The sequence below is a fragment of the Glaesserella sp. genome (assembly GCF_041814905.1).
GTDB lineage: Bacteria > Pseudomonadota > Gammaproteobacteria > Enterobacterales > Pasteurellaceae > Glaesserella.
Window position 1 is genome coordinate 21,708 of record NZ_JBGXYA010000016.1, and the last position, 6,368, is coordinate 28,075.

A 6,368-nucleotide genomic window follows, 5' to 3' on the forward strand; every position below is an offset into this window, starting at 1 on the left:
TAAGGCGTAAAAATGAGCTGGATTGAAAAAATTTTAGGAAAAACTTCTTCATCAAACGGTAGTAAATCAAAAGTGCCGGAAGGGGTGTGGACAAAATGTACAAGTTGCGAACAAGTACTGTATAGTGATGAATTAAAACGTAATATGAACGTTTGTCCGAAATGTGATCATCATATGCGTATTGATGCACGTACCCGTCTATTAAGTCTATTGGATAAAGACAGTACGGAAGAAATTGCAGCGGATTTAGAGCCTCAAGATGTTCTGAAATTTAAAGATCTCAAAAAATATAAAGATCGTTTAACGGCGGCGCAAAAAGAAACCGGCGAAAAAGATTCGTTTATTGTGATGTCCGGTAAGTTATTTGATATGCCTGTGGTAGCTGCATCATTTAACTTTGAGTTTATGGGCGGCTCTATGGGATCGGTCGTTGGAGCGAAATTTGTTCGAGCAGCGGAAAAAGCGTTGGCAGAAAATATTCCGTTTATCTGTTTCTCCGCATCAGGCGGCGCGCGTATGCAGGAAGCGTTATTCTCATTAATGCAGATGGCAAAAACCAGTGCGATTTTAGCGCGAATGAAAGAGAAGGGCGTTCCGTTTATTTCAGTATTGACAGACCCTACATTAGGCGGTGTTTCTGCGAGTTTAGCGATGTTAGGTGATATCAATATTGCCGAACCAAAAGCATTAATTGGCTTTGCCGGTCCGCGCGTTATTGAGCAAACCGTGCGTGAAAAACTGCCGGAGGGTTTCCAACGCAGTGAATTTTTATTGGAAAAAGGCGCAATTGATATGATTGTTCACCGTAAAGAGATGCGCGATGCACTTGCTCGTTTATTGGCGAAAATCACACATCAACCGACACCGTTTAAAACCGGTGAGTTGATTGAAGCGGAAGAAGTCGAAATAGAAATTGAAGTTAAACCGGAATAATGACGACATTAATTCAACCAAAAGCCACGGATTCTTTGGAAACGTGGCTTTCCTATTTAGAAAAGAGCCATTTTAAGCCGATTGATATGGGCTTAGAACGGATTCGGGTGGTTGCGGCGCAACTGAATTTACTTAATCCCGCTCCCTATGTAATTACCGTTGCCGGTACAAACGGTAAAGGATCAACCTGTAAACTGCTTGAAACCGTGTTACTTAAATCAGGGCTACGTGTGGGGGTATATTCTTCTCCCCACTTAATTCACTATAATGAACGGGTGCGTATTCAGGGTGAAAATGTGTCTGATACGGACTTAATTCAAACATTTGATTATATCGAACAGCATAAAAGTGAATCGTTAACCTATTTTGAATTCGGTACCTTGGCTGCATTTGATTTGTTTCGTCGTGCGAATTTAGATGTGGTGATTTTAGAAGTCGGTTTGGGCGGACGTTTAGATGCCACGAACCTGATTGATGCCGATTGTGCAGTGATTACCTCTATCGATATTGACCATGTTGAATTCTTAGGAGATAACCGTGAAGCCATCGGGCGTGAGAAAGCGGGGATTTTTCGTCCGAATATTCCTGTAATTATCGGTGAGCCGGATTGTCCGCGGTCCATTTTGGATTATGCAAAAGAGTTGCAATGTCACGTTTTTCAGCGAGATATTCATTGGACATTTTTGCTAGAAACAGACCGCTTGTTATGGCAATCGTCACAAAAAGTGCTGAATATGCCGTTACCGAAAATTCCCGTACCAAACTGTGCGACCGCCTTGGCTGTGTTAAGTCAGTTACCGTTTGAAATAAGTCAACAAAATATGGCGCAAGCGATCGCAGAGACGCAAATGGTCGGACGTTTCCAAACTTTAACGGATAAGAATTTTGCAAAATTCTCGCAAAATAGACCGCTTGCACAAGTGATTGTTGATGTTGGACATAATCCTCATGCTGCACGTTATCTGGCAACGCGTTTGGCAGAATTAATTAATCCGAACCGTAAAATCTATGCACTATTCAGTGCATTGGTGGATAAGGATTTATCCGGTATTGTCAAACCACTGGATTGTTTCATTGACGAATGGCATTGTATCGGTTTGAACGGTTATCGGGGGCAGAGTGGTGAGCAGGTTGCTCAGAAGCTAAACGCGGTATTGCCGAATGCAACAATAGTCACGTATAAAAATGTGGCAGAGGCAAGCCAAGCGTTATTTAGTCGGGCGACAGCACAGGATATTATTTTGATTTTCGGCTCATTTCTTACCGTGACTGATTTTATGCTTTGGATTGAAAATTAATATCGCGTTTTCTACCTAGGGTGACCGTGTCCCTAGGTTTGAAATTACCTGTTATTTCGGTTCTTTAGATATGATGAACCACCAAACGTTTTCCTTGATGATCCAACACTTCCGCATCTAAATTAAAGACGTTTTTTAAATTTTCCTGAGTAATCATTTCTTCAGGGCTACCCGTCATGACAATTTCACCGTTTTTCATCGCGACGATCGTATCCGCATAAGCTGCAGCGATATTAATATCGTGTACAACCATGATTGTCGTTAGTTGTAATTCATCGGTCAGTTTACGTAATAAACGCATTAGTTCACGGACATGAAACATATCCAAATTATTTAATGGTTCATCCAGTAAAATATGACTGGTTTTTTGACAGAATATCATTGCAATCAATGCCCGTTGCCGCTGGCCGCCGGATAATTCACTTAAAAAACGAGTGGAAAACGGCTTTAATTCAAAACGTATTAACGCTTCTTCTACGATCTCGTTATCTTCTAAACTCACTCTGCCATTGTGATGCGGATAGCGACCGAACATCAATAGATCCTGTACGGTAATTCGGCTGTGTATCACATTATCTTGGGTAAGAATTGCCAGATGTTGTGCAATAGTTTGTGAGGGAGTATGAGCAATGTCCATCTCATCTAACAGTATTTGCCCTTGTTGCAATTTCTGTAAACGTGCAATCAGCGAAAGCAGGGTTGATTTACCTGCGCCATTAGCTCCGATTAAAGCAGTAATTCCGCCGTTGGGAATAGTTAAATTAATATTATTCAGAATAATGGTTTCACCAATATGGTGTGAAACTTGATTTATTTTAATCATTTTTTCTTTTTCCTGAGTACCAGATAAATAAAGACAATACCGCCAACAAACTCAATGACAACACTCAGCACACCTTGCATTTTCATAATTTGCTCAAAGATCACTTGCCCTAGTATTAATGTAATGCCTGAAACCATAAAAACCATCGGAATCCGAATAGCGTGATGCACTTTCGGACTAATTGTGTTAACTACCGCACAAACTAACAAACCTAAAAAGAGAATCGGACCGACCAATGCCGTAGAAACCGAAACCAAAACGGCGCAACAGATCAGCAATTGTTGTGAAAACTTTGGATAATCCACGCCTAAGCCGACGGCATAATCTCTGCCGAGTAATAAAACATCTAATTTATGTCGTTGAGACCAAACCCAAATTACACTGAGCAGCGCAATCACCGTAGCGATTGTGAGTAGTTCAGCTTTAACCGTATTGAAATCAGCAAAAGAAGAACCTTGAGCAATGGCAAATTCATTCGGATCGATTAAACGTTGTAACAGGTTATTCATATTTCTAAACAATACCCCGAAAATGACTCCGACGAGAATCATACGCGACAAGTCGGGATTGCCGCGGGTAATGGTTGAAAATAGTAATAATGCCCCGCCTAACATCATGAATGTTTCAAACAAAAATTTATTGCTGGGATCAAGCTGAGTAAAACCGATTCCACCAAAAAAGAAAACCAATGCCGTTTGCGTTAGCAGATATAAGTAATCAAAGCCTAGAATACTTGGCGTTAAAATCGGATTATGCGTTAAAGTTTGGAAAAGTAGGGTAGAAACACCGATGGTATAGCCGATAATAATCAATAACAGTAATTTTTTACCGCGAAACGGCAACACAAAGTCCCAATTTCCGTTAGCTTTATAGGTCAAAAAGAGCGTGCAAGAACCGATAAATAACAAAAAAAGTAATATAAACAGTGTGTTAACCCGCATAACGTTTCCCCTTAAAAAGCAAGTAGAGGAAAATCAATGTACCTAAAATACCAAACACCGTTGAAATTGGCACTTCATAAGGGGTATTAATGATACGTCCTAAAATATCGCAGGCTAATACTAAATTTGCACCCAATAAAACGACGGACGGTAGATTCCGGCGCAGACGGTCACCCGCTAAGCGGGAAATAATATTCGGAACCACTAAGCCGATAAATGGAATCTGCCCAACGGTCACAACCACAACGGAAGTAATCATTGCCACGACAATCAGCGCAATCCACGTCATTTGACGGTAATTTACCCCCAAACTGGTGCTGATATTGCGCCCTAAGCCGGTAATGGTTAACCGATCTGCCAACACATACACTACAAAAGCCAGACCAGCGGTGAGCCAAAGCAATTCGTAACGTCCTGCCAGAACTCCGGAAAAATCACCGGAGGTCCAAATGCTGAGCAGTTGTATACTGTCCGTTTCATAGGCAATAAAGGTGCCGATAGCATCAATAATATTACCGAATACAATACCGACTAACGGAACTAATAATTGTTGCTGTGGCGGCAAACGGTGAAGCAAAAGGGTAAAAATACCAATGCCGATTAAAGCACTTACTGCGGCGATTGACATTTTTACAATCAAAGCCGAAGCCGGAAACAGTAAGCTGGCAACTAAGATACCGATGCCGGCACTTTGGGTTGCTCCGATCATATTCGGTTCAATGAAGCGGTTTTTAAGTACGATTTGCAATACCATACCTGCAACGGCTAAAGTTGCGCCAACCAATAACACAGCCAGAGTTCTGGGCAAACGGCTAATTAGCAGTACTTGCATTTGTTCCGTATTGCTGAAGACGGCACTCCACTGAAAATCAGCGACGCCCGTTGCCATACTGATCGGACAAAGGATAATAAGAATAAGAAAGTTGATTCGATTTAAAGAAAACATAGCCGTTTATAAAATACAAGCGGTCGGATTTGCAAAAAATTTTGCAAAACGGACCACTTGTATGAAAGGAAAATTATTTTTTCTCAAACGCTTGTTTGATATTGGTTAAATCCGTCTTGATTTGCTCGACGCCACCCGGTGCAAGATAGGATGCGCTGCTAAGATAAACCACATTACCTTCTTTCCATGCTTTAGTTTGGCGGATAAGTTCGTTATCCAATACCTCTTTAGCACTTTTTCCTTCCTGACCGATCGCAGCAATACGATCTAATACAAACAACCAATCTGGATTGAGTTTTTGAATATATTCAAAACTGATCGGTTGACCATGACCGGAACCTTTCAAGGTTTCGTCTGCAAGCGGAATACCTAAACTATTGTGGATCCAACTTAAACGGTAACCGGAACCGAAGGCTGAAACTTTTCCGCCGTTTACAAGGATAATCAAGCCGTTACCTTTGTTTTTTACCGCGGCTTTTGTTTCATTAAACAATGTTTCGATTTCCGTTTTTAATTTTGCTGCTTTCTCTTCTTTGTTAAAGAGTTTTCCGAAACTGTCGATACGTTGTAAGCCGCTGTCGATCAATTTGTCACCGTTATCGGTCATATCAATGGTTTTTGCTAAGGTGCTGACGTCATCAAATTTTTTTGCCGTACGCGTACCAACAATAATTAATTCAGGCTTTAATTCGTTTAGCGCTTCAAGGTTAGGTTCAAAAACCGTTCCCACATTTTTGGCATTTTCAAGAGAGGGTTTTGTATAAGGCAAGATATTGTCTACATCCGGCGCTCCATCTATTTTTACGCCCAAAGCATGTAAGGTATCAATACTGCCGGTATCAAAAACAGCAATTTTATTAATAGGCGCAGAGAGCGTAACATCGCCGCGAGCAGTTGGAATAGTGACCTCTTTCGCCCAAGCAGAAGTCGTGAACACAGCAATACAAGCGAGTGTAAGGAATGTTTTTTTTATCATATTTACCTCTTAATAATTTTGAGAACAATTCTCAAATGATTTTAATGATATTTTATTATTTGTAAAATACTAAGATAGTAAAAAACATGATTTGCTGGTTTTTTAACCGTATAAAAGAGAGAAAAATGAAGCGTAAATAAAAAAGCCGAAACATCGGTTTCGACTTTTTGATGTTTAGAAATGAGATTAAGATTTTAAGATACCGGAAGAGCCTTCGGAGTAATCTTTCGGTTGATCATCCGGGCTATCTGCAGGTTTATTGCCCAATTGGACTTGGAAAAACTCGATTTTATTCGCTTCGGCTTCAGGGAGTAGGGTTTGGGAGCCTTTTGCCAAGTGAGAATAGAGTTTTTTGTAATCTTCGGCAAGTGTTGCCAACAACGAAGCGGATTGTTCGAAATGTTTTTCCAACTGTTGTTTTTGTTCGTCGATTTTAGTGGTCGCCGCTTTC

General features: G+C 40.7%; 7 protein-coding genes. 2 read left to right on the top strand and 5 right to left on the bottom strand.

Features of this window, described 5'->3' with window-relative positions; translation table 11 throughout:
* Positions 1–12: 12 nt before the first annotated feature.
* Complete coding sequence (gene accD / locus ACEYJ7_RS02625; protein ID WP_373777469.1) at positions 13–933, top strand: acetyl-CoA carboxylase, carboxyltransferase subunit beta; 921 nt, start codon at positions 13–15, stop codon at positions 931–933.
* A complete protein-coding gene (gene folC, locus ACEYJ7_RS02630; protein WP_373777476.1) occupies positions 930–2,231 on the top strand; it encodes a bifunctional tetrahydrofolate synthase/dihydrofolate synthase in 1,302 nt (433 codons plus the stop codon). The genes accD and folC overlap by 4 nt, the downstream gene beginning before the upstream one ends.
* A gap of 64 nt (positions 2,232–2,295) precedes the next feature.
* Here the strand turns inward: folC and ACEYJ7_RS02635 are convergent, their stop codons facing one another.
* From ACEYJ7_RS02635 to ACEYJ7_RS02655, 5 genes are all read right to left on the bottom strand, one after another.
* Positions 2,296–3,054 carry an ABC transporter ATP-binding protein gene (locus tag ACEYJ7_RS02635; protein ID WP_373777470.1) on the bottom strand — a complete coding sequence of 253 codons (759 nt, stop codon included), beginning with the start codon at positions 3,052–3,054 and terminating at the stop codon, positions 2,296–2,298.
* A complete protein-coding gene (locus tag ACEYJ7_RS02640) occupies positions 3,051–3,995 on the bottom strand; it encodes an iron chelate uptake ABC transporter family permease subunit (protein WP_373777471.1) in 945 nt (314 codons plus the stop codon). Before ACEYJ7_RS02640 ends, ACEYJ7_RS02635 begins: the two co-directional genes overlap by 4 nt.
* Positions 3,985–4,941 carry an ABC transporter permease gene (locus ACEYJ7_RS02645; RefSeq protein WP_373777472.1) on the bottom strand — a complete coding sequence of 319 codons (957 nt, stop codon included), beginning with the start codon at positions 4,939–4,941 and terminating at the stop codon, positions 3,985–3,987. The genes ACEYJ7_RS02640 and ACEYJ7_RS02645 overlap by 11 nt, the downstream gene beginning before the upstream one ends.
* 73 nt (positions 4,942–5,014) lie before the next feature.
* Complete coding sequence (locus ACEYJ7_RS02650) at positions 5,015–5,917, bottom strand: siderophore ABC transporter substrate-binding protein (RefSeq protein WP_373777473.1); 903 nt, start codon at positions 5,915–5,917, stop codon at positions 5,015–5,017.
* 186 nt (positions 5,918–6,103) lie between these two features.
* The coding region (locus ACEYJ7_RS02655; RefSeq protein WP_373777474.1) for a YhcB family protein at positions 6,104–6,368 on the bottom strand (265 nt) is incomplete at its 5' end.